This is a genomic window from Dactylosporangium sucinum, assembly GCF_014647515.1.
In the GTDB taxonomy this organism is placed as follows: domain Bacteria; phylum Actinomycetota; class Actinomycetes; order Mycobacteriales; family Micromonosporaceae; genus Dactylosporangium; species Dactylosporangium sucinum.
The window spans coordinates 1-22,091 of record NZ_BMPI01000041.1 but is presented as its reverse complement, the minus strand read 5'-3'; the positions used below and the strand labels follow the sequence as shown (position 1 = coordinate 22,091).

Here is a 22,091-nt window from a genome sequence, read left to right as displayed (position 1 = left end):
GCCCCCAACGGGGACGGCCGCCGAACTCACGAATCAGGCGCCGACGAGTGGGCGACGCTCAACTCCGGCGTCCTTCGCGTCGAACGCCGCGCTGACCTTCCGGTCGATCTCGACGAGGTCGGGCACGTCCTCGACGCCCGGCCCGGTCGACTGGCCCGGGTCCGCCGAGCGGGCCGGGCCGGTGCTCGCGTCGGCGGGCTCCCGGATCGGCAGGCCGATGAGCAGCCCGATCATCAGCAGGATGTACGCGTTGCTGCCGATGAGGCCCAGCCCGTCGAACTTCTCGTGGAACGCCCACGGCGTGCGGCTGCACAGCAGCAGGAACGAGAAGCCGAAGAACAGCGCGAAGTTGCGCCGGCGACGGGCGTCGAGCGACTTGTCGGTGGCGTAGTCGAACAGCACCACGATCGCCGGGAGCACCCACACCAGGTGGTGGATCCAGCTGATCGGGCTGACCATGCAGCCGACGAGGCCGGTGAGCGCCAGCCCGGCGACCTCGTCGCGGGCCTTGATCGCGCGCCGCACCCGCCACGCCCAGATCACCAGCGTCACGAGGACCAGCAGCATCCACAGCGGCTTCATCGGGTCGGGGTTGAAGAGGCGCGCGACGAGGCCGCTCAGCGCCTGGTTCGACACGAAGCTCGAGGAGCCGACGCGGTCGGTGTTCCACATCGCGTCGGTCCAGAAGACGCGCGAGGCGTCGGGCGCGAACGTCGCGGCGGCCCAGGTCGCCGTCGCGGCGGTCGCGGCCGACACGGCGGCGGCCCGCCAGCGCCGGGTCACGAGCAGATAGATGATGAAGACGCCCGGCGTCAGCTTGATCGCCGTGGCCAGGCCGATGCCGATACCGCCCAGGCGGCTCCCGCCGCGGACCAGCAGCAGCACGTCGCCGACGACCAGGAAGAGCAGCACGATGTTGACCTGGCCGAAGTTGACCGTCTCGCGCACCGGCTCGAACGCGGCGACGAGCCCGAACGCGATCGCCATCGAGAACCAGAACTGCCAGCCCTGGCGCTTGATGACCGGGCCGACGAGCCAGGTGAGGATGGCGAGCAGTGCGAGCACGTTCATCGTCACGCTGATGGCGATGGCGGTGTGCCAGCCGATGAGCGCCATCGGGGTCATGAGCGCCGCGGCGAACGGCGGATAGGTGAACCCGTACGGCGTGCCGGGGACCAGGTAGTCGTAGATGTCGCCACCACGGTTGACCCAGTAGTCCATGGCGCCGTAGTAGACCTTCAGGTCGAAATACCCGTTCCTCGCGGCCGCCACCATCAGGAAGGCCCACACCACGGCCCAGAGGCCCGCGACGATGAGCACCTTCTTGACGGCGGGTCGCCGGAGGATGGGCCGGACGGCCGTCAACACGGCGACTCGTCCACGCTCCGCCACTTGTGCTGCCCTCCACTCACTCGCTGGCTGAACCTGCTGCTGTTTCCTCAACGGTGGCCCGGGTCCAACTGTGACGTCCCGGCGCTACCCCGCCACGTGGCACTTCACACAAAATCCGTAGGCTGCTGCAACATGACGCTCGGGTTCGTCCGACCGGCGCGAATCGACGACGTCGTCGAGATCACGCGGGTCCAACTCACGACCTGGCGGGTCGCTTATCGGCGACTCCTGCCCAAACACATCCTCGACCAACTGGACGAGGACTGGATTACCCGAAGGTGGCGGGAGGCAATCGCCCAACCACCGTCACCACGACACCGGGTCCTGGTCGCGGTCGAACAACGCGAGTCACCCGAAGCCGGACCGGAGTCATCATATGTCGTGGGTTTCGTCGCGTCAGGTCCGGCAGACGACACCGCACTCGCCCCGGACGAAGATCACACGGCCCTTGACAAGGCACTGAAGGACACGGCAGCGATCACTGACCTGCTGGTCGAGCCGCGGTGGGGGCGGCGCGGGCACGGCAGCCGATTGCTGGCGGCTAGTGTCGATTTGTGGCGTACTGACGGGTTTACGACAGCACTCGCGTGGACGTTCGCTGACGACCGTGTTACGTCCCGATTTCTGGAGAGTTCCGGCTGGGCCCCCGACGGAGTCAGCCGGTCACTCGACGTTGATGACCTGCTCGTCCCGCAGATCCGCTGGCACGTCTCGATCGAGACCGCGGAAGAGCCCGCCGTTACCGCCACGTGATGGTGTTGCGACCCAATCGGGTCCTCGGCATCCCACGATGTGGACGCCGCCAAAGGGACATAACGGCGTCACACAGCGTGTCCGTCAAGAGGACCACCAAAGACACACGAAAGGTGACGCTAAGCCAGCAACGCGCCCAGCCCGACCGTCAGCCCCGGCCGCTTGACGACCTCCCGGACGGCCAGCAGCACGCCGGGCATGAACGACTTCCGATCGAAGGAGTCGTGCCGGATCGTCAGCGTCTCGCCGGCGGCGCCGAAGAGCACCTCCTGATGGGCGACGAGACCGGAGGCGCGCAGCGAGTGGACGCGCACGCCCTCGACGTCGCTGCCCCGCGCGCCGAGCATCTCCTCCTCGGTCGCGTCCGGCGCCTTCGCCAGGCCGGCCTCGGCCCGGGCCGCGGCGATCAGCTGCGCGGTGCGTAGCGCGGTGCCGCTCGGCGCGTCGAGCTTCTGCGGGTGATGCATCTCGACGACCTCGACCGACTCGAAGTAGCGCGCGGCACGGGCCGCGAACTCCATCATGAGCACGGCGCCGATCGCGAAGTTCGGCGCGACGACGACGCCGAGGTCCGGCTTCGGCTCCAGCCAGGCACGCACCTGGTCGAGCCGCTCGGTGGTGAACCCGGACGTGCCGACCACGACGTGGATGTCCTGGTCGATGCACCAGCGCAGGTTCTCCATCACCGCACCGGGGTTGGTGAAGTCGACGACCACCTGCGCGCCGGCGTCGGCCACGCTGTGCAGCCAGTCGCCCTCGTCCACCATCGCGACCAGTTCGAGGTCGTCGGCACCGTCGACGGCGCGGGACGCCTCGGTCCCCATGCGGCCGCGTGCGCCCAGCACGCCGACCCGGATCGGCTCAACATCGCTCACGCGGGACAACTTATCCCAAGGCGCCGGCGAAATCCTGATCGTCGAACTCGCCGATGACAGCCAGGGACATGGGGCGGGCCAGCAGCTCGGCGGCCACCTCCCGGACCATCTCCGGGGTGACCGCGTCGACCCGCCGGAGCACGTCGTCGACCGAGAGCATCTCGTCGTACAGCAGCTCACCCTTGCCCAGCCGGCTCATCCGCGACCCGGTGTCCTCCAGGCCCAGGACGACGGCGCCCTTCAGCATGCCCTTGCCCCGCTCGACCTCGGTGTCGCTCACCCCGTCGGCGGCGACCCGGGCGAGCTCCGCGCGGGTGATGTCGAGGACCTCCTCGACCTTCCCCGGCGCGCAGCCGGCGTAGACGCCGAAGAGCCCCGAGTCGCTGTACTGCGACGTGAAGGAATACACCGAGTAGGCGAGGCCGCGCTGCTCCCGGATCTGCTGGAACAGCCGGCTGGACATGCCGCCGCCGAGCACGTTGTTGAGCGCGCCGAGGGCGAACCGGTTGTCGTGCTGGCGCGGATACCCCACGCAGCCCAGCACCACGTGCGCCTGCTCGGTGTCCTTGTTGCGCACGACGACCTGCCCGGAGCGGGCCGGCACGCGGGTGGTGCGGGACCGGCGGTCCGCGGGGGCCGCCGGGTCGCCGAACCCGGCCCGGTCGAACGCGGCGCGCACGGCCCGGACGACCTTCGCGTGGTCGAGGTTGCCGGCGGCGGCGACGACCATGGTCGAGGGCTGATACCGCCGGCGGTAGAACCCGTCGATCTGCTTGCGGCTCAGCGCCGAGATGCTCGACACCGTGCCGGAGATCTGCCGACCGAGCGGGTGGTTGCCGTAGATGGCCTCGGTGAAGACGTCGTGGACCTCGTCACCGGGCTCGTCGTCGTGCATCGCGATCTCTTCGAGGATCACGCCGCGCTCGGTCTCGACGTCCGCCTCGGTGAGCACCGAGTCGGTCACCAGGTCGCACACCACGTCGATGGCGAGCGGCAGGTCCGCGTCGAGCACCCGCGCGTAGTAGCACGTGTACTCCTTGGCCGTGAACGCGTTGGTCTCGCCGCCCACGGCCTCGATCTGCGAGGAGATGTCCAGCGCCGAGCGGCGCTTGGTCCCCTTGAAGAGCAGGTGCTCCAGGAAGTGCGAGACGCCCGACAGGGTGGGCGTCTCGTCGCGCGAGCCGATGCCGACCCAGACGCCGAACGACACGCTGCGCATCGCCGGAATGGACTCGGTGAGGATGCGCAGCCCGTTGGGCAGCACGGTGCGGCGCACCGTGCCACCCAGCGGGTCGTGCGACAGCGTCTGGGTCAGCGTTCGACTCGCCATGGGTCAGCTGTGCCGGTTACGCCGACGACGGAACTCGCCGCCCTCGCCGCCCTCGCCACCCTCGTCCGGGCCCGGCGCGTCCGAGGAGCCCTCGGCCGACGGCGCGGACGCCTGGCGCGGGCCACGGTCGCCCCGGTCCCGGCCACGCGGGCCGCGGTCACCGCGGTCGCGCGCCGGCGGGCGCTCGCCGCCCTCGGCCGGCGCCGGCGGCTGCTCGCCCTCGGCCAGCACCTTGTCGAGGTAGATCTTGCCGCGGTTGTCGATGTCCGCGATCTGCACCTCGACCTTGTCGCCGACGTTGAGGAAGTCCTCGACCTTCTCGACCCGCTTGCCGTTGCCCACCTTGGAGATGTGCAGCAGGCCGTCGCGGCCGGGCAGCAGCGAGATGAAGGCGCCGAACGCGGCGGTCTTCACCACGGTGCCGAGGAACTTGTCGCCGACCTTCGGCATGGTCGGGTTGGCGATCGCGTTGATCCGCTCCACCGCGGCCTCGGCCGACGGGCCGTCGGTCGCGCCGACGTAGATCGTGCCGTCGTCCTCGATGCTGATCTCGGCGCCGGTCTCGTCCTGGATCGCGTTGATGGTCTGGCCCTTCGGGCCGATGACCATGCCGATCTTGTCGACGGGGATGCGCACCGTGGTGACGCGAGGCGCGTACTGACTCATGCCGGCCGGCGACTCGATCGCCTCGGCCATCACGTCGAGGATGACGTGGCGCGCGTCGTGGGCCTGCTGCAGGGCGCCGGCCAGCACGTCCGACGGGATGCCGTCGAGCTTGGTGTCCAGCTGCAGCGCGGTCACGAAGTCGCGGGTGCCGGCGACCTTGAAGTCCATGTCGCCGAACGCGTCCTCGGCGCCGAGGATGTCGGTGAGCGTCACGAACTGCGTCTTGCCGTCGACCTCGTCGGAGATCAGACCCATCGCGATGCCGGCGACCGGCGCCTTCAGCGGCACACCGGCGGACAGCAGCGCCATGGTGGAGGCGCAGACCGAGCCCATGCTCGTCGAGCCGTTGGAGCCGAGGGCCTCGGAGACCTGACGGATCGCGTAGGGGAACTCCTCGCGGGCCGGCAGGACCGGGATCAGCGCCCGCTCGGCGAGCGCGCCGTGGCCGATCTCGCGGCGCTTCGGCGCACCGACCCGGCCGGTCTCACCCGTCGAATACGGCGGGAAGTTGTAGTTGTGCATGTAGCGCTTGGACTTCTCCGGCGCCAGCGTGTCGAGCGTCTGCTCCATGCGCAGCATGTTCAGCGTGGTGACGCCGAGGATCTGCGTCTCGCCCCGCTCGAACAGCGCCGAGCCGTGCACGCGCGGCAGGACCTGCACCTCGGCGGTCAGCGGCCGGATGTCGCGCGGGCCGCGGCCGTCGATGCGGACCTGGTCGCGCAGGACGCGGGCCCGGACCTCGTTCTTGGTCAGCGACCGCAGGGCGGCGCCGATCTCCTTCTCGCGCCCCTCGAACTGGGCGGCGAGCCGCTCGAACGCGGCCTCCTTGACCCGGTCGAGGGCCTCCTCGCGCTCCGCCTTCGAGGCGATGCGCAGGGCCTCGGCGACCTCGTCCTTCACCGCGCCGGCGACGGCCTCGTAGGCGTCGGGCTGGTAGTCGAGGAAGACCGGGAACTCCTGCACCGGCTTGGCGGCGACGTCGGCCAGCTCGGACTGCGCCCGGCACAGCTCGCGGATGGCCGGCTTCGAGGCCTCCAGGCCGCTCGCCACGACCTCCTCGGTCGGCGCCGGGGCACCGGCGGCGACCAGGCCGACGGTGTGCTCGGTGGCCTCGGCCTCGACCATCATGATCGCTACGTCGCCGTCGGGCAGGACGCGACCGGCGACGACCATGTCGAACGTGGCCCGGCCGAGCTCCTCGACGGTCGGGAACGCCACCCATTGGCCGTCGACGTGCGCCATGCGGGTCGCGCCGATCGGGCCGGAGAACGGCAGGCCGGACAGCTTGGTCGACATCGAGGCGGCGTTGATCGCGACGACGTCGTAGGGGTGGGCCGGGTCGAGCGCCAGCACGGTCTCGACGACCTGGACCTCGTTGCGCAGGCCCTTGACGAAGCTGGGCCGCAGCGGGCGGTCGATCAGGCGGCAGGTGAGGATCGCGTCCTCGCTGGGCCGGCCCTCGCGGCGGAAGAACGAGCCGGGAATGCGCCCGGCCGCATACATCCGCTCTTCGACGTCGACCGTCAGCGGGAAGAAGTCGAACTGGTCCTTCGGCTGCTTGCCCGCCGTCGTGGCGGACAGCACCACCGTCTCACCGAGCTGGGCGAGGGCGGAGCCCGCCGCCTGCCGCGCGAGGCGACCGGTCGAGAACTTGATCTCGCGGGTGCCGAACGGGCCGTTGTCGATGGTCGCGGTGCTGGTGTGAGTACCGAGAGTGCTCTGCTCGGTCATGTTGTTCCGATGCTCCTTCAGGTCGTAGGTGCGCCCTGGCGGAGCTGTCCGCGGCCGGTCTTCGATCGAAGCTCACGGGGCTGATGCCCGGAAGCCACTACCGAGGACCGGTGCGCCGACTCGCTCGGCCGGGCACTCCATTTCAGTGTGTCACTACCGGACGGGGGAGCGGCGAATTGTCGCCACTCCCCCGTCGGTGCGTCGTTATCGCCGCAGGCCGAGCCGCTCGATCAACGAGCGGTAGCGGGCGATGTCGCTGCGCTGCAGGTAGTTGAGCAGGCGGCGGCGGCGGCCGACCAGCAGCAGCAGGCCGCGGCGGCTGTGGTGGTCGTGCTTGTGCTGCTTGAGGTGTTCCGTCAGATCCGCGATCCGCTTGGTCAGCATCGCGACCTGCACCTCGGGCGAACCGGTGTCACCCTCGGCCGTCGCGTACTTCGTCATGATCTCGGTCTTCTGCGCAGAATCGAGCGCCATGTTCTCCCTTAATACTGGGTCAGCGGAAAGATGAGTCGAGGCACCCGCGGCGTCGTGCAGGCAGCCTGACCCCCGCCGGTCACCCGGCGTGAACTCAAGGCTAACAGACCTACTTCCCGAGCACCTGTCTGGTCTGCTCGACGTCCTCCCGGATCTGCGCGACAAGCGGCTCGATGGCGCTGTAGGTGCGCTGTTCCCGCAGCCGGGCGACGAAATCCAGGCTCACCCGTTCGCCGTAAAGATCGCCCTGGAAATCGAGGACGAACGCCTCAACCCGCCGCTCTTTTCCGGCAAATGTCGGGTTTGTGCCGATCGACACGGAGGCCGGGAGCGGCTCGGGGCTGCGGTCGCGCACCAGCCAGGCCGCGTAGATGCCGTCGGCCGGGACCGCCGCGTTGGGCGGGGTGAGCAGGTTGGCGGTCGGGAAGCCCAGCTCGCGGCCGCGCTGGTCGCCCCGCACCACCACGCCCTCCAGCCGGTGCGGCCGGCCGAGCGCGCGGGAGGCCGCCACGACGTCCCCGGCGTCGACGCAGGCGCGGATGTACGTCGAGGAGAACACCGTGCCCTCGTCCGCCACGAGCGGCGCTCCCTCGACCCCGAAGCCGAAGGTCCGCCCGAGCCGGCGCAGCAGGTCCACGTCGCCGGCCGCCTTGTGACCGAACCGGAAGTTCTCCCCGACCACGATCAGGGCCGTGTGCAGGTGCTCGACCAGCGCGTCGTGGACGAACGCCTCGGGCGACAGCCTGCTGTACTCCACCGTGAAAGGAATGACGCAGAGCACGTCGACGCCGAGCGCCTCGATCAGCTCGGCCTTGCGGGCCGGCTCGGTCAGCACCGCCGGGTGCGACCCCGGCCGGACGACCTCCGACGGATGCGGGTCGAACGTGATCACGACCGACTGGACGCCCAGCTCACCGGCCCGCTTCACGGTGTGCCCGATGATCTGCTGGTGCCCCCGGTGCACGCCGTCGAAGACGCCGATCGTCGCGACCGCGCGGCCCCACCCGCCGGGCGCCGCCTGTGTTCCCCGCCACCGCTGCATGCCACCGAGCCTAGCGCCGGGGCATGATCCGCCCATGGCGGATGTCACCGCGGTGCTCTTCGACATGGACGGCACGATCGTCGACTCCGACGCGGTCGTGGCGCGAACCTGGCTGCGCTGGTCGCGCCTGCGCGGGGTCGACCACGCCCACGTCATGCGGGTCACACCCGGGCGACCGGCCCGGGAGACGATCCCCGAGCTGGCCCCCTGGCTCAGCCCCGACGAGCAGGCCGCCGACGCGGCCGCGCTGCTGGACCTGGAGCGCGCCGACGTCGACGGCGTGGTCGCCACGCACGGCGCCCACGACCTGCTGCGGGCGCTCGACGAGTGGGGCGTGCCGTGGGCGGTGGTGACCTCGTCGGACCGGCCGCTCGCGCTGGTCCGGCTGGCGGCCGCCGGGATCGCCCCGCCGCCGGTGCTGGTCACGATCTCGGAGGTCGAGCGGGCCAAGCCGCACCCGGAGGGGTACCTTTCCGCGGCCGGCCAGCTGGGCGTGGACCCGGCCACGACGCTCGTCGTGGAGGACGCTCCGGCAGGTGTACTGGCGGGCAGGTCCGCCGGCAGCCTGGTCGCCGGCCTGCGCGGGGTCCCGGGCGCCGACTTCGACGTCCCCGACCTACCGGCCCTGCACGCCCTGCTAAGCCCGGCGAACGGCAAACTCTCCGTGCGCGTCCCGTCATAACCGCGTCGATCTTGCAGTTGTGGTGCCAGGACACTCCCACGATGTCCGGGTTTGTCAGGCACCACAACTGCAAGATCGACGCGAGTGGGAGGGGTGTTACGGGACGAGGACGATCTCCGGGCGGGCCCTGCCCTCGCGTTCCGACACGATCGCCAGCACGGTGCCGTCCGGGGCGAACACCGCATACGCCCCGGCGATGCCCACCGCCGGCAGCGGCCCGCCGTGCGACAGGACCTTCGCCTCCGCCTCGGTGGCGTCCCGGCGCGGGAACGAGCGGGCCACCGCCGCCGGCAGCGGCATCGTCACCGGGTCGTCCAGCGCCGCCAGCTCCTCCAGCGAAAAGGCCTCGGCCAGCGTGAACGCGCCCACGGCCGTGCGGCGCAGCGCGGTCAGGTGGCCGCCGACGCCGAGCGCGGCGCCCAGGTCGCGGGCCAGCGCGCGAATGTAGGTGCCCGAGGAGCACGCCACGTCGACGTCCACGTCGACCACGGCCTCGGCGCGCCGGATCGCCAGGACGTCGAGCCGCGAGACGGTCACCGGACGGGCCTCCAGGGCGACCTCCTCGCCGGTGCGGACCCGGTGGTACGACCGGACTCCGTTGATCTTGATGGCCGAGACGGCGCTGGGCACCTGCATGATCTCGCCCCGCAGCGGGGCCAGCCCGGCGTGGACGTCGGCGTCGGTGATCCCCGTCGCGTCCACAGTGGACACGACATCGCCCTCGGCGTCGTCGGTGACCGTCGCCTGGCCGAGGCGGATCGTCGCGCGGTACTCCTTGGTGCTGCCGATGACGTAGGTGAGCAGGCGCGTCGCCTTCTCCACGCCGACGACGAGCACGCCGGTCGCCATCGGGTCGAGCGTGCCGCCGTGACCGACCCGCCGCGTGCGGGCCAGCCGGCGCATCCGGGACACCACGTCGTGCGAGGTCATCCCGCCCGGCTTGTCCACGATCACCAGGCCGCCCTGCGTCGCCACCTTGTTCGCCACGACGACAGAGCCTAGTGACCGTGCTGGACCAGGACGTGCCAGAGGTACTTGAGGAGCGTCAGCGTCTCGGCCGGCGTGCCCCAGCGGGCCCACTCGCCCGGCGTCGCGACCACCGCCCGCGCGGCGCGGCCGATCAACTCCGCGTCGACCAGGTCCCGCTCGTAGAACGAGCACAGGTGCACGGCCAGCGGCGGGACCTCGGGGCCGCGGAACTCCTCCGGGACGTCGGCGGGCGCGATCCGGAAGCCGTCCCGCCACTCGACCGGCACGCCGTATCGGGCCGTGACGGCAACGGCCACCGACGCGCACGCCGTGTCCCGGAACGCGGTGTCGAGCACCAGCGCCGACACGTCCGTCGCCAGGTCGACCGGGCCGTGGACCTGGGCCTCGACGTAGTCGTCGAGCGCCCGGCCGGGTAGTGGCGACCGCGGACCGGTCAGCGCCGAGGCACCCCAGTGTCGTTCCAGCCCATGCAGTACCGCCGAAAAAGCGTCGATCGTCCCGAACTCGGCCGGATCGCGGTAGCTGTCGCCGAAGGTGTAGGTGGCGCGCTCCAGCACCGCGGGGCGCAACCGCAGGTACGCCGAGCCGAAGCGCGGCGCGGCGCCGTCGGGGTGGTGGAAGACATTCAGCGCACCGTACTTCGGCCGATCGATCGCCATCACGCCCGGCCGCTGGTAGGCACCGCCGAACATCCGCTCCTCCCAGCGGTCGCGGTCGCCGCCCGGGTACGCGGTCAGGCCGCCGTTGGAGATCCCCGTCTCGAACTGGCTGCGGAAGCGCCCGTCGGCGAGGAGGCCCTCGATGACGGTCCGGTCGCCGGCGGTACGGTCGGGATGGAAGTTGATCGTGATCGCGGCATCGGTGTCGTAGCGCCCGCCGCCGCGGGCGCGGACGAAGGCCAGCGCGGCCAGCTGCGCGTCAGTGAGCACGGTCGGCCCCTGCGACGGCCCAGGCGTCGCCCGCCAGCCGCCACAGCAGGCCGGCCAGGCGCAGCACGATGAACAGGGTCAACGCGGCCCACACCCCGCGCAGGCCGAGCTCGAAGAAGTATGCCAGCCAGATGCCGGGCAGGAAGCCCCCGAGCGCGGACACCAGGGTCAGGTTGCGCAGGTACCGCACGTCGCCGGCGCCGAGGAACACGCCGTCGAGCGCGAACACGACGCCCGCCGCCGGCATCATGGCGACGAAGAACCACCAGGCCGGCCGCGCCTGCCCGTACACCTCGACGTCGGCCCCGAACCAGGGACGCACCGCCGCCAGGGCGGCCGCCACCAGCACCGCGAACCCGAGGCCGGAGAGCAGGCCGGCGACGCTGATCCGGCGGGCCAGGTGCTTGGCCTCGTCCACCCGCTCGCCGCCGAGCGCGGCGCCGACGAGCGACTGGGCGGCGATGGCCACCGCGTCGAGGGCGAGCGCGGTGAAGAAGAACAGTTGGATGGCGATCTGGTGGGCGGCCAGGGCGGCGTCGCCGAACCGGGCGGCGACGGCCGACGCCGACAGGAAGCAGGCCTGGAACGCGGCGCCGCGCAGCAGCAGGTCGCGGCCGAGCGCGACCTGCCGCCCGATGACGGCGAGCTGCGGCCGCAGGGGCACCCGCTCGGTGACCAGCGCGCGCACGAACAGCGCGCCGACGACGGTCTGGGCGGCGACGTTCGCGACGGCGGAGCCGACCAGGCCGAGGCCGGCCGGGTAGACCAGCACCGGGCAGAGGACGGCGGAGAGGGCGTTCGCGCCGAGCACGTAGTACAGCGGGCGGCGGGTGTCCTGGACGCCGCGCATCCAGCCGTTGCCGGCCGTGCCGAGCATCAGGCCGGGGGCGCCGAGCGCCGCGACGCGCAGCCAGTGCTCGGCGTTGGTGGCGACCGGGCCGGCGCCGCCGGCGAGCGCCCGCGTGAGCGGACCGGCGACCGCCTCCAGCACCAGCAGGATCACCAGGCCGCCGGCCAGGGCGAGCCAGGAGGCCTGCACGCCCTCCTCGACGGCGGCGGCGCGCTGGCCGGCGCCGAACCGGCGGGCGGCCCGCCCGGTCGTGCCGTACGCGAGCACCGTGCCGAGCCAGACGGCGAAGGACATCACCGAGCCGCCGATGGCGAGGCCGGCGAGCTGGGTGCGGCCGAGGTGGCCGACGACGGCGGTGTCGACCAGGACGTACAGCGGCTCGGCGGCCAGCACGACCAGGGCCGGCAGGGCCAGGGCGGCCACCCGGCGCATGGTCGCGGGATTCGTCGCGGTCACGCTCACGGCTGCCAGCGTAAGGAGAGTGGCTCCGGAAGGCCACTTACACGGCACAACCTCCGGGAAACCTTGACGTCATTGGCGTCACGGTTTCCCGGAGGTTGTGTCGGCGGCGGCTGCTCAGCCGCGGCGGTCCATCGACATCTGCAGCGCGGCGCGGGCGCGCTCACGCGTGTCGGGGGTCTGCTCCTGCGGCTTGGGCTGCGGCTTCGGCTGGTCAGGCATGATCGGTGTCTCCTCGTGACGCGGTGCTGGTGGAATGCGTGTGGACGGTTCTGCCGGGGTCGCCGGCAACCACGCGAGCGCACGCGAAGGAGACCGACCAGGGTGGTGTCGGCCTGACGACGTGATTGGTGCGCACTGGGGGTTTCCTCGCTTCCGGCGGCTGGTCATGGGCCGTTTCCCCGCCACCGGGTCCGCTGTCTAGAAGCGGTTGCCCCGGGACGGGCAGCGAAGAATTCGTACTGTGCGCATGACAACTAAGTTATCGTTCAGGTCCAGCATGTGCGACGTTATCCCGGAATTTGGAATGTCAAATTCCCAGCTCAGCGGGCGATCATCACCCTCGCGGGCCCGCGTCAGCACGCTCAGCGCCGCGCGTCAGCGCCGCGCGTCAGCCCGCCGCGTCAGCGCCGCGCGTCAGCCCGCCGCGTCAGCGCCGCGCGTCAGCCCGCCGCGTCAGCCCGCCGCGTCAGCGCGCTCAGCCCGCCGCGTCAGCGCGCCAGGAAGTGCCACCCCAGCCACCACCAGAAGCCGAACATCGCGATCCGGCCGACCGGCAGCGGGCCCACGCGGTAGCGCATGACGACCCCGCAGACCTCGCCGAGCGTCGGCACCTTGGAGCCCTCCCGGCGGGCGACGATCTCGACCACGCCGAAGAGCCCAAGCGCGACCGCGAACAACGCGGCGATGAACACCTGCCCCGTCGTCATCGGCGCACCATCGCCCAGAACGCCCACAGCCAGCCGAAATACGCGGCGGCTCGGGCGAGATAGTGCTCCAGCACCGGATCGGCCAGCCGGGACAGCGTCGGATAGGCGTCCGTGCCGATCAGGAACGTGACGCCCTCGACCGCGCCGAACAGCAACAGCGGCACCAGCCACCAGGCCGCCGCGCGGGGCAGCCGGGCCGGGGTTGGGCGCCGCTGGACGGCGGTCGACAGGCCGAGCCACGCGAGCGCGCCGCCGGCGCCGAGCACGAGCAGGTTGGCGCGCATCGAGAAGGAGGGCAGGGCCCCGCCCACGAGGGAGATCAGGGCGAAGACGGGCGTGAGCACCACCGGCCGGGTCCAGGCCCGGTCGACCTCCGCAACCAGCTCGGGTCGTTCCATTCACCGATTGTCCCTGGACCGACCATCACCCGGCCAGCCATCAGGGACCCGGAATTGGCCCGGAATTCACCCTGATGCGAATCGACGCGAGAATTTCCTCAACGGTGCCGCCGGCGCTGAAGCCGGCCGCGAACCGATGCCCGCCCCCACCGAGCGCGACGGCGACCGCGCTGACGTCCACCCCGCCCTTGCTGCGCAGTGAGACCGACCACTCCCCCGGCCGGACCGGCTTCACCACGCAGGCGACGTCGGCCTCGGCGGCGCAGCGCACCGAGTCGATGAGCGCCTCGACCGCGGCCGGCGGCTGGCCGTGCGCGGCGAGCTCGTCGAGCGTGACATACGTCCAGACCATCCCGAGCCCGCCCGCCGCCTCGGGCTCCAGCACGGCCCGGGCCAGCGCGTGGCCGAACAGCCGCAGGGCGCCGATCGGCCGCGTGTCGAACAGCCGCCGCGAGATGTCCCCCACGGGAATGCCGGTGGCGATGAGCCGCGCGGCCAGCTCGTGCACGGCGGGCGTGGTGGACGCGAACTTGAACGAGCCCGTGTCGGTGGCCAACGCCACATAGAGGCACTCGGCGATGTCGGGATCCAGCTGTACCCCGAGCCGCCGCAGCAACCCCTCGGACAGCACCGAGGTGGCGGCGGCGGTGGGATCGACGAGGTTCAGCTGCCCGAACAGGGGGTTGGAGGCATGATGGTCGAGCACGATCCCGACCGGCGCCGCGCGCAGCCGCTCGGCCAGCCCGCCCAGCCGCTCGATGCTGGCCACGTCGAACACGAGCACGGCGTCGGGCGCGGGGTCCGCCACGGCGGCGTCGACGAGCAGCTCGACGCCCGGCAGGCGGTCGAACGGCGGCGGCACCTCCATGGGCCCGGGAAAGGTCGCGGTGACGGCAAGCTCCGGGGCGACCTGGCGCAGCCCGAGCCCCACGGCGAGCATGCTGCCGAGCGCGTCACCGTCGGGGTTCACGTGGCAGGCGAGCAGCACCCGCGCCCCGGCGGGCAGCCCCCGCAGCGCGCTGACGGCCGCATCCCACTCCGCCGCGGACGGCCGCGGCCCCTCTTCTCGTTCCACCCGTCGCCTCCCGTCCGACGCCGGCGCCCCGCCCGGCGTGCCGGGCGGGGTCCGTGTCGTGGGCTCGGGTTGTGCGATCAGCTCGCCTCCCGCGAGCTGGTCCCCCGCGGCAGGTGAGGTCTCCGCGGTGAGCTCGGCGCCCGCGCCCAGCGGGTTACCGGGCGCGGGCCCGGTCACGCGTCCTCCGCTGCGCTCCGGAACCGGTCACCGCCGGTCCTGGCCGACGACCACCTCGTCGTCGGCGCCGTCGGCTCCCAGGTCGTCCTCGTGGTCGTCGTCCAGCTTGTACGGCTGGGGATCACCCGCGTAGTGCGCATCCGCCGCGAGTCGCTGGACCTCGGCGTCCGCATTCCGGGCGCTGGCCAGCAGCTCGTCGATGTGCTTCACGTGGTCCGACACGTCGTCGTGCACGAACGTCAGGCTCGGCGAGTGGCGCAGGCCGAGTGCCTTGCCCACGGTCGAGCGGAGCAGACCCTTGGCGCTCTCCAGCGCGGCCGCGGTGCCCGCCTGGGCGGCCGCGTCGCCGAGGACCGTGTAGAACACGGTGGCTTCCCGCAGGTCGGCCGTGATCCGCGCGTCCGTGATCGTGATCATGCCCAGCCGCGGGTCCTTGATCTGCGTCCGCACCACCGATGCGACCAGTTCCCGCACGCGCTCCGCGTGCCGCCGCACCTTTGCCGGATCCGTCATCTCGAACACCTCCGCAGCCAAACGATCCGCTGGCCGGTCCTAGACCACCGCGGATCTGAAGATCTGACCAACGCTCTGACAGTACCCGCGCCTCGCCCTCGAGGCCGCTTTCGAAGCCCAGGATTACTCGTCGTCGTCGCCGTGCAGCCGACGGCGAACAGAGAGCAACTCCAGCTCGGGCCGGCCGGCGACCGCCCGCTCGCAGCTGTCGAGCACCTCGCGCACGTGCGCCGCCTCCGCGGCCACCACCGCGACCCCGATCTCGGCTCGTCCGTGCAGGTCAAGGGCCCCGACCTCGGCGGCCGAGACCTCGAACTTGCGCAGCGCCGCCACGATCGGCCGCACATACGACCGCTTGGCCTTCAGCGAGCGGGAGTCACTGGGCAGCAGCACGTCGAACACGGCAGTTCCGGTGTACACGGCGCATGATCTTAACGGCCGGATGCGCGGAATGCCGCCCGATATTTCGCGCTCAGGGGACGAGGATCGGCGGGCGGGCGTCGAGCGGCGGGCGCGCCACCAGCGGCGGCTCCGGCTCCATCGGCAGGGGCGCCGCGCCGGCGGCCGGGAAGGGGCCGCGGCGCCGGGGCAGGCCGGCGCCGGCGCTGCCGCCGCGGCCCGGGTAGACGTACAGCGTCGCCGGCTCCACCGCGTCCAGCGCCGCCACGACGGCCGGCAGGGCGCGGAAGCGGTGCCAGTCGTCCTCCTCGGCGAAGCCGAGCTCCAGGACCACGCCGAACGACTCGAAGCGCCAGGCCCAGTCGCGGGCGCCGTGGGTGACGGCGGACTCGACGAGCGCGGCCGCGTAGGCGTCGCGCCACTGCCGCGCCGGGCGCTCCCCGTCGCGGACCTCGATCGACCACCAGGAGAGGCTCATGACGCAGTCGACGCTACGCCCCGGTTCGGCCGCAGTCGATGCCTTTGACGTGCCAAAAGGGGCCGCGGGATGCACCCGCGGCCCCTCCGGTGATCGGCTGGGTCAGCCGCGCGGCTTCTCGCGCAGCTCCCAGGTCTCGATGACGTCACCCACCTGGATGTCGTTGTAGTTGCCGAGCGTGATACCACACTCGAACCCTTCGCGGACCTCCGTGGCGTCGTCCTTGAACCGCCGCAGGCCGGCGATCGACAGGCTGTCGGACACCACCGCGCCGTCGCGGATGAGACGCGCCTTGCTGTTGCGCCGGATGAGACCCGTCCGGACGATGCAGCCGGCGATGTTGCCGAACCGGGACGACCGGAAGACCTCGCGGATCTCCGCCGTGCCGAGCTCGACCTCCTCGTAGATCGGCTTGAGCATGCCCTTGAGCGCGGTCTCGATCTCCTCGATGGCCTGGTAGATGACCGTGTAGTACCGGATCTCCACGCCCTCGCGGTCGGCCAGCTCCCGGGTGCGACCCTCGGCCCGCACGTTGAACCCGATGATGATCGCGTCCGACGCGCTCGCCAGGTTGACGTCGTCCTGGGTGACCGCACCGACACCCCGGTGGATGATGCGCAGCTGGACCTCGTCCGAGACCACGATCTTGACCAGGGCGTCCTCGAGCGCCTCGACCGAACCCGAACCGTCACCCTTGAGGATCAGGTTGAGCGTGGTCTTCTCGCCCTCCTTGAGCTGCTCGAACAGCGTCTCGAGCGTGACCCGGCCGGTGCGCGAGGCCATCTCGGCCGCGCGGCGGCGGGCCTGCCGCTGCTCGGCGATCTGCCGCGCGGTGCGGTCGTCGTCGGCGGCGAGGAACGTGTCGCCGGCGCCGGGCACCGAGGTCAGACCGAGCACCAGCACCGGACGGGCCGGGCCGGCGTGCGGGACGGGCTTGCCGTTCTCGTCGAGCATCGCGCGGACGCGACCGTACGCCCTACCGGCGACGATCGAGTCACCGACGTTGAGCGTGCCCTTCTCGACCAGCACGGTCGCGACCGGACCACGGCCGCGGTCGAGGTGCGACTCGATCGCGATGCCCTGGGCCGGGCCGTCGACCGGAGCCCGCAGGTCGAGCGCGGCGTCGGCCGTGAGCAGCACCGCTTCGAGAAGACCCTCGATGTTGATGCGGCTCTTCGCGGAGATGTCGACGAACATGGTCTCGCCGCCGTACTCCTCGGCCACCAGCCCATACTGCGTCAGCTCCTGGCGGACCTTGCCCGGGTTCGCCTCCGGCTTGTCGATCTTGTTGACCGCGACCACGATCGGCACCTCGGCCGCCTGGGCGTGGTTCAGCGCCTCGATCGTCTGGGGCATCACACCGTCGTCGGCCGCCACCACCAGAACCACGATGTCCGTGGCCTGGGCACCACGGGCACGCATGGCGGTGAACGCCTCGTGACCCGGGGTGTCGATGAAGGTGATCGCGCGGTCTTCGCCGTCGTGGTCGACGTGCACCTGGTAGGCACCGATGTGCTGGGTGATGCCACCGGCCTCGCCCGCGGCGACGTTGGTCTGCCGGATCGCGTCCAGCAGCTTCGTCTTGCCGTGGTCGACGTGACCCATGACGGTCACGACCGGCGGCCGGGTGACGAGGCGCTCCTCGTCGACGTCGGCGTCGAGGTCGATGTCGAAGCGGGCCAGCAGCTCGCGGTCCTCGTCCTCGGGGCTGACGATCTGCACGTCGAAGCCGAGGTGCTCGCCGAGCAGCAGCAGCGTCTCGTTGGTGCACGACTGGGTGGCCGTCACCATCTCGCCCAGGTTGAACATCTCCTGGACGAGCGAGCCCGGGTTGGCATTGATCCGGTCCGCAAAGTCCGACAGCGACGCGCCCTGCGGGAGGCGGATCGTCTGACCCTGGCCCCGCGGGGCGCCCGAGCCCATGGTGGGCGCGGACAGATTGTCGAACTCTTGTCTGCGCTGCTTCTTCGACTTCCGGCCACGGGTCGGGCGACCGCCCGGACGCCCGAAGGCACCCGCGGCACCGCCGCCACGGCCGCGACCGCCGGCACCGCCGCCGGGGCGACCGGCAGTGCCGGCACCCGCGCCGGGCGCGCCGCCACCGCCACCACCGGGACCGCCGCGGAAGCCGCCACCGCCACCGCCGCCACCGGGACCGCCGCGGAAGCCACCGCCACCGCCACCGCCACCGGGGCCGCCGCGGAAGCCGCCACCGCCACCGCCGCCACCGGGACCGCCGGGACGACCGGCACCGCCACCACCGGGACCGCCGCGGAAGCCACCGCCACCGCCGCCCGGGCGACCGGGACGGTCACCACCGGGGCCACCACCCGGGCGACCCGGGCGCTGGCTCGGCATCTGCGACGGGTTCGGCCGGGGGCCGCCCATCGAGGCGGGGTTGGGCCGCGGCGGCATCGAGGACGGGTTCGGCCGCGGGATGTTGCCACCGCCGGCCGCCGGGGGACGCGGGGCCGCGCCACCGGACACGCCGAAGGGGTTGTTGCCCGGGGAACGCGCCGGCGGGCGCGGGCCGCCACCGGGCCGCGGACCCTGACCGGGACGCGGACCGGGCGTCGGTCCACCACCGCCACCCGGCGGGGCCGGGGCGGGGCCGGGACGCGGGCCGGGCGTGGGTGCGGGGCCACCTGACGGGGGTGCCTCGCGCCGGGTGTTCTCGCGCTGACGGGCCTGCTGAGCGGCCTTCATGGTCGCTTCCTGCTCAGCCTTCAGCGCGGCGGCGCGCTGCTCGGCGGCCGCCACTTCGATGTCGTGTGCGCTCGTCGGCTTGACCGCCGGCGGCGTCGGGCGCGGCGGACCGGGCACGGGGCCACGTCCACCACCCTGCCCGCCACCCGGGCCACCGCTCGTCGGCGGCTGGGGCCGCTTCGGAGGCGCAAAGGGCTTGGCTGCCGGGCCGGTCGGCGTCGGGCGCGGTGCCGTCGGAACGGGCGCGGCCGGAGCCGATGGTGCCGGCGCAGGAGGCGCCGAGGGCGCCGGGGCGGACCCTCCGGATTCGAAGCTCGCACGCAGCCGGCGCGCCACAGGCGCTTCAACCGTGCTGGATGCGGACTTCACGTACTCGCCAAGCTCCTGCAGCTTCGCGAGCACGGTCTTGCTTTCGACCCCGAGCTCTTTCGCCAGCTCGTGTACGCGGGCCTTGCCTGCCACTACACTCCTCACCTCGAGGCCGGGCGGCAAGTTCCGCTCCGACCTCACTCGTGCACTTGAAGCCTGGTCATCTCAGGGACTTCATCGTGTGCTCATGTCCGTCGTCCTACCTTGCGTGTCCGGGCGAGTGCGTCGCGCACTCACCACCGGCGGTTCCGAAATCACTGCGAAGTGCCGACAGCCGCAATCACTTCGGCCAGCGGACCGGAATCGAAGACCCCGGTGAGACGCAGGGCCCGCCCGAAGGCGCGCTTGCGTTCCGCCAGCACGAGGCAAGCCGGATCAGGATGCAGGTGCGCTCCCCGACCCGGCCGTTTGCGGGCCGGATCGGGGACAGCCGTGAACTGGTCAGGGCTGGACTCGATCGCGACAAACCGCAACAACTCGGAGGAAGACGCACGCTTCCGGCAACCAATGCAGGTGCGAACCGGCGCAGCCGGGTCCGCGGGCAAGCCAGCCGGGGGCGTGCGACGTACCGTCAAGAAGTCTACCCTGCGCTTTCGGCTCGCGCCGCGCCCGGTCCGGTGACGTGATCGACGTTGCCGTCCGCCGCATTGTCTGGGCGGATGTCGATACGCCAGCCGGTGAGGCGCGCGGCGAGCCGTGCGTTCTGGCCCTCACGGCCGATGGCCAGGGAAAGTTGGAAGTCGGGGACGGTCACCCGGGCTGCCCGGTTGGCCGCGTCGACCACCTCGACGTTGAGCGCTTTTGCGGGAGAAAGGGCATTTCCGACGAACTGCGCCGGATCATCCGACCAGTCGATGATGTCGATCTTTTCGCCGTGCAACTCGCTCATGACGGCCCGGACCCGCTGGCCCATCGGGCCGATGCAGGCCCCCTTCGCATTCACCCCGGACACCGTCGAGCGGACCGCGATCTTCGTCCGATGGCCGGCCTCCCGGGCGATGGCCGCGATCTCCACGGTGCCGTCGGCGATCTCCGGCACCTCCAGCGCGAACAGCCGCTTCACCAGGTTCGGGTGGGAGCGGGACAGGGTCACCTGCGGGCCGCGGAACCCCTTGGCGACGTGGACGACGATCGCCTTGATCCGCTGCCCGTGCTCGTAGCGCTCGCCCGGCACCTGCTCGGCGGCCGGGAGCATACCCTCGATCTTGCCGAGGTCGATGGTGACGATGCCCTTCTCGGTCCGGGCCTCGTGTGCCTGGATCACGCCGGTGACCAGGTCGCCGTCGCGCCCCACGTACTCGCCGAAGTGCGCCTCGTCGGTCGCCTCGCGCAGCCGCTGCAGGATGACCTGCTTGGCGGTCATCGCGGCGATGCGGCCGAAGTCGTGCGGTGTGTCGTCGTACTCACGGACGATCGTGCCGTCCTCGTCGAGGTCCTGGGCCAGCACGGAGGCCGCGCCGGTCCGCCGGTCGATCTCGACCCGGGCGTGCGAGTTGGCGCCCTCGGTGTGCCGGTAGGCGGTCAGCAGGGCCGTCTCGATCGCCGCGAGGATGGTCTCGAACGGGATCTCCCGCTCGCGCTCCAGCGCGCGAAGGGCCGCAAGGTCGATGTTCACTCCCCGTCCTCCTCTTCCTCGTCGTCGTCCTCATCAAGGTCCGGCAGGTCGGGCAGCTCCTCCAGGCGCTTGAGCTCGACCTGCACCCGGCCCGGCCCCAGCGAGCCATAGGCCACCGCCTGCTTCGCGCCGTCGACGTCCAGCGTCACGCCGGCGTCGTCGGCGGCCAGCACGCGGCCGATCACCTGGCGCCCGTCCACCTTCACCTTCACCAGGCGGGTGCGGTTGCGCCGCCAGTGCCGGGGCTCGGTCAGCGGCCGGTCGACACCCGGCGAACCGACCTCCAGCTCGTACTCCCCCGCGACGAGCTCGTCGCCCTCCGCCTCGGCCTTGTCGAGCGCGGTGGAGATCGACCGCGACAGGTCGGCGACCCGGTCGAGGTCGACGCCGTGGTCGCTGTCGACCGCGATCCGGACGAGATGGCGGCGGCCGACCCGGCTGACCGACAGGTCCTCCAGGTCGTAGCCCGCCGCGGCGACGACGGGCTCGACCACCGCAAGCAGGCGCTGACGATGCTGAACCACGGTCGACACCCTCCCTGGTAACACCCGATGCACGGGCGCACGGCCTCACGCCGCCTGCGTCAGAACTCGCGGGCGGCTCAGGCAGAGCGTAACGCGACGGGGCTCGAAGCGTCCCAGCGGCGCTCCAAAGGCGACCCGCTCGGTGAGTCTGGTACACCGGGAGCGGTCCGGATGGTGTTGACTATTGCGCGTGTCCATCCCGCGCAGAGCCGTGCTCGCCGGCGCCGCCGCGCTCGCGGCCGGGCTGGCCTCGGGGTGCGACATCCCGACCCAGCGCACCGCCGTGTGGCACCCGGCGCCCGACGTGCTGCTGCCGCTGCTGCAGCGCACGGTGGAGCTGCGTGATCGCTATGGCGAGGTGCTGGCCGCGTTCCCGGCCCTGCAGGACCGGCTCGGCCCGCTCAAGGACGATCACGCCCAGCACGTGGTCGCGCTCGCCCGGGAGATCGGCATGCCCGAGGAGGGCCCGTTCCCGCAGCCGTCCGCGTCGGCGTCGGCACTGCCGACCGAGCAGGGCGCCGCCCTGACCGAGCTGATCAACCTGGAGCGCAAGGGGCGCGAGGACGCCGAGGGCGCCTGCATCGCGGCCCCGTCGTACCGGGCCGCCCTACTCGGTTCCATCGCCGCCTGCCGCGCCGGCCACGTGGAGGTGTTGACGTGACCGGTTCCGGAGCGCAGCGGAGGAGGCCGGTCATCATGGGCTCAGTTTGGAGGGCATGCGGCCGGAGCGGAGCG

General features: G+C 71.9%; 22 protein-coding genes. 3 read left to right on the top strand and 19 right to left on the bottom strand.

What is annotated here, in order from left to right:
- Positions 1 to 33: 33 nt before the first annotated feature.
- Complete coding sequence (locus IEZ31_RS34550; RefSeq protein WP_229836100.1) at positions 34 to 1,368, bottom strand: glycosyltransferase 87 family protein; 1,335 nt, start codon at positions 1,366 to 1,368, stop codon at positions 34 to 36.
- Positions 1,369 to 1,524: 156 nt separating this feature from the next.
- Here IEZ31_RS34550 and IEZ31_RS34545 point away from each other — a divergent pair, with 156 nt between their 5' ends.
- Entirely contained in the window at positions 1,525 to 2,145 is a 621-nt protein-coding gene (locus IEZ31_RS34545) for a GNAT family N-acetyltransferase (RefSeq protein WP_190254262.1), read from the top strand.
- Between the two features lie 119 nt (positions 2,146 to 2,264).
- Here the strand turns inward: IEZ31_RS34545 and dapB are convergent, their stop codons facing one another.
- The 5 genes from dapB to IEZ31_RS34520 all read right to left on the bottom strand — a co-directional run bounded on the left by dapB (position 2,265) and on the right by IEZ31_RS34520 (position 8,263).
- Positions 2,265 to 3,020 carry a 4-hydroxy-tetrahydrodipicolinate reductase gene (gene dapB, locus IEZ31_RS34540; RefSeq protein WP_190254261.1) on the bottom strand — a complete coding sequence of 252 codons (756 nt, stop codon included), beginning with the start codon at positions 3,018 to 3,020 and terminating at the stop codon, positions 2,265 to 2,267.
- A 10-nt stretch (positions 3,021 to 3,030) separates the two neighbouring features.
- On the bottom strand, positions 3,031 to 4,350 hold the full coding sequence (locus IEZ31_RS34535) for a M16 family metallopeptidase (protein ID WP_190254260.1): 1,320 nt from the start codon (positions 4,348 to 4,350) through the stop codon (positions 3,031 to 3,033).
- 3 nt (positions 4,351 to 4,353) lie between these two features.
- Positions 4,354 to 6,747, bottom strand: a complete 2,394-nt coding sequence (locus IEZ31_RS34530) for a polyribonucleotide nucleotidyltransferase (RefSeq protein ID WP_190254259.1) — start codon at positions 6,745 to 6,747, stop codon at positions 4,354 to 4,356.
- A 204-nt stretch (positions 6,748 to 6,951) separates the two neighbouring features.
- Entirely contained in the window at positions 6,952 to 7,221 is a 270-nt protein-coding gene (gene rpsO / locus IEZ31_RS34525; RefSeq protein WP_190254258.1) for a 30S ribosomal protein S15, read from the bottom strand.
- 109 nt (positions 7,222 to 7,330) lie between these two features.
- Positions 7,331 to 8,263: a bifunctional riboflavin kinase/FAD synthetase gene (locus IEZ31_RS34520; protein ID WP_190254257.1), complete on the bottom strand. Its 933-nt coding sequence runs from the start codon at positions 8,261 to 8,263 to the stop codon at positions 7,331 to 7,333.
- A 34-nt stretch (positions 8,264 to 8,297) separates the two neighbouring features.
- Between IEZ31_RS34520 and IEZ31_RS34515 the strand changes: the two genes are divergently transcribed.
- On the top strand, positions 8,298 to 8,945 hold the full coding sequence (locus IEZ31_RS34515; RefSeq protein WP_190254256.1) for an HAD-IA family hydrolase: 648 nt from the start codon (positions 8,298 to 8,300) through the stop codon (positions 8,943 to 8,945).
- Between the two features lie 96 nt (positions 8,946 to 9,041).
- Here the strand turns inward: IEZ31_RS34515 and truB are convergent, their stop codons facing one another.
- The 13 genes from truB to rimP form a co-directional block, all read right to left on the bottom strand.
- Positions 9,042 to 9,932, bottom strand: coding sequence for a tRNA pseudouridine(55) synthase TruB (truB, locus tag IEZ31_RS34510; RefSeq protein ID WP_268241710.1), 891 nt, complete (start codon positions 9,930 to 9,932; stop codon positions 9,042 to 9,044).
- An 11-nt stretch (positions 9,933 to 9,943) separates the two neighbouring features.
- Complete coding sequence (locus IEZ31_RS34505) at positions 9,944 to 10,864, bottom strand: DUF3626 domain-containing protein (RefSeq protein ID WP_190254255.1); 921 nt, start codon at positions 10,862 to 10,864, stop codon at positions 9,944 to 9,946.
- On the bottom strand, positions 10,854 to 12,146 hold the full coding sequence (locus IEZ31_RS34500; RefSeq protein ID WP_190254324.1) for an MATE family efflux transporter: 1,293 nt from the start codon (positions 12,144 to 12,146) through the stop codon (positions 10,854 to 10,856). The genes IEZ31_RS34505 and IEZ31_RS34500 overlap by 11 nt, the downstream gene beginning before the upstream one ends.
- A gap of 737 nt (positions 12,147 to 12,883) precedes the next feature.
- Complete coding sequence (locus IEZ31_RS34495) at positions 12,884 to 13,102, bottom strand: DUF6186 family protein (RefSeq protein WP_190254254.1); 219 nt, start codon at positions 13,100 to 13,102, stop codon at positions 12,884 to 12,886.
- Positions 13,099 to 13,500 (bottom strand): hypothetical protein, encoded by a 402-nt coding sequence (locus tag IEZ31_RS34490; RefSeq protein ID WP_190254253.1) that lies wholly within the window; start codon positions 13,498 to 13,500, stop codon positions 13,099 to 13,101. The genes IEZ31_RS34495 and IEZ31_RS34490 overlap by 4 nt, the downstream gene beginning before the upstream one ends.
- A 40-nt stretch (positions 13,501 to 13,540) precedes the next feature.
- Complete coding sequence (locus tag IEZ31_RS34485) at positions 13,541 to 14,575, bottom strand: DHH family phosphoesterase (protein WP_190254252.1); 1,035 nt, start codon at positions 14,573 to 14,575, stop codon at positions 13,541 to 13,543.
- A 204-nt stretch (positions 14,576 to 14,779) separates the two neighbouring features.
- Positions 14,780 to 15,265, bottom strand: coding sequence for a 30S ribosome-binding factor RbfA (gene rbfA / locus IEZ31_RS34480; RefSeq protein ID WP_190254251.1), 486 nt, complete (start codon positions 15,263 to 15,265; stop codon positions 14,780 to 14,782).
- Between the two features lie 123 nt (positions 15,266 to 15,388).
- Complete coding sequence (locus tag IEZ31_RS34475; RefSeq protein WP_190254250.1) at positions 15,389 to 15,685, bottom strand: DUF503 domain-containing protein; 297 nt, start codon at positions 15,683 to 15,685, stop codon at positions 15,389 to 15,391.
- 52 nt (positions 15,686 to 15,737) lie between these two features.
- Positions 15,738 to 16,142: a hypothetical protein gene (locus IEZ31_RS34470; RefSeq protein WP_190254249.1), complete on the bottom strand. Its 405-nt coding sequence runs from the start codon at positions 16,140 to 16,142 to the stop codon at positions 15,738 to 15,740.
- A gap of 102 nt (positions 16,143 to 16,244) precedes the next feature.
- Positions 16,245 to 19,310, bottom strand: a complete 3,066-nt coding sequence (gene infB, locus IEZ31_RS34465; protein ID WP_190254248.1) for a translation initiation factor IF-2 — start codon at positions 19,308 to 19,310, stop codon at positions 16,245 to 16,247.
- 161 nt (positions 19,311 to 19,471) lie between these two features.
- Complete coding sequence (locus IEZ31_RS34460) at positions 19,472 to 19,762, bottom strand: YlxR family protein (RefSeq protein WP_190254323.1); 291 nt, start codon at positions 19,760 to 19,762, stop codon at positions 19,472 to 19,474.
- A 35-nt stretch (positions 19,763 to 19,797) separates the two neighbouring features.
- Positions 19,798 to 20,832 carry a transcription termination factor NusA gene (nusA, locus tag IEZ31_RS34455; protein WP_190254247.1) on the bottom strand — a complete coding sequence of 345 codons (1,035 nt, stop codon included), beginning with the start codon at positions 20,830 to 20,832 and terminating at the stop codon, positions 19,798 to 19,800.
- Positions 20,829 to 21,356 carry a ribosome maturation factor RimP gene (gene rimP, locus IEZ31_RS34450; RefSeq protein WP_373294736.1) on the bottom strand — a complete coding sequence of 176 codons (528 nt, stop codon included), beginning with the start codon at positions 21,354 to 21,356 and terminating at the stop codon, positions 20,829 to 20,831. Before rimP ends, nusA begins: the two co-directional genes overlap by 4 nt.
- Positions 21,357 to 21,546: 190 nt before the next feature.
- Here rimP and IEZ31_RS34445 point away from each other — a divergent pair, with 190 nt between their 5' ends.
- Complete coding sequence (locus IEZ31_RS34445) at positions 21,547 to 22,017, top strand: hypothetical protein (RefSeq protein ID WP_190254245.1); 471 nt, start codon at positions 21,547 to 21,549, stop codon at positions 22,015 to 22,017.
- Positions 22,018 to 22,091 lie beyond the last annotated feature (74 nt).